Below are 1,096 nucleotides of genomic sequence, written 5' to 3'. Positions count from 1 at the left end.
CTTACGGCCGTTCCACCGCCAGCGCCACGCCCATGCCGCCGCCGATGCACAGCGACGCCAGACCCTTCTTCGCATCGCGCTTCTGCATTTCGTGCAGCAGCGTCACCAGAATCCGGCAGCCCGATGCGCCGATCGGATGCCCGATCGCGATCGCCCCGCCGTTCACGTTGATCTTCGACTGATCCCAGCCCATCTGCTGATGCACCGCCAGCGCCTGCGCCGCGAACGCTTCGTTGATTTCCATCAGGTCCAGGTCGTTGACGCTCCAGCCCGCGCGCTCCAGACAGCGCTTCGACGCCGGCACCGGACCCATGCCCATGATCTTCGGGCTCACGCCCGCGTTCGCGTAGGCCTTGATGCGCGCCAGCGGCGTCAAACCGAGCGCTTCGGCCTTCTTCGCCGACATCACGACCACGGCCGCCGCACCGTCGTTGATGCCCGATGCATTCGCCGCCGTCACCGTGCCTTCCTTCGAGAACGCGGGCTTCAGACCCGCCAGCGCCTCGGCGGTCACGCCGTGACGCACGAATTCGTCCGTGTTGAACTGAAGCGGCTCGCCCTTGCGCTGCGGAATCGAGACCGGCACGATCTCGTCGTTGAAGCGGCCTTCCTTCTGTGCCTTCTCGGCCTTGTTCTGCGACAGCGCCGCGAACGCATCCTGCTGCTCGCGCGTGATGCCGAATTCCTTCGCGACGTTCTCGGCCGTCGTGCCCATGTGATAGTTGTTATAGACGTCCCACAGGCCGTCGACGATCATCGTGTCGATCAGTTTCGCATCGCCCATGCGGAAGCCGTCGCGCGAGCCCGGCAGCACGTGCGGCGCCGCGCTCATGTTTTCCTGGCCGCCCGCGATCACGATGTCCGCATCGCCCGCGATGATCGCGTTCGCCGCCAGCATCACCGCCTTCAGGCCCGAGCCGCACACCTTGTTGATCGTCATGCCGGGCACCATGTCCGGCAGCCCTGCCTTGATGAGCGACTGGCGCGCCGGATTCTGTCCCGAGCCCGCGGCCAGCACCTGGCCGAGAATGACTTCGCTCACCTGATCCGGCTTCACGCCTGCGCGTTCGAGCACGGCCTTGATGACCGTTGCGCC

General features: G+C 66.1%; 1 protein-coding gene. It reads right to left on the bottom strand.

Annotated elements, in window-relative coordinates; translation table 11 throughout:
• Nucleotide 1: 1 nt before the first annotated feature.
• Nucleotides 2–1,096: acetyl-CoA C-acetyltransferase (locus tag QCE69_RS39295; RefSeq protein ID WP_309936149.1), on the bottom strand; the 1,095-nt coding region annotated here is incomplete at its 5' end.

This window comes from Caballeronia sp. LZ032 (assembly GCF_031451315.1).
Taxonomy (GTDB): domain Bacteria; phylum Pseudomonadota; class Gammaproteobacteria; order Burkholderiales; family Burkholderiaceae; genus Caballeronia.
The sequence above is the reverse complement of the archived record's forward strand: the minus strand, read 5'-3'. Positions and strand labels throughout refer to the sequence as shown.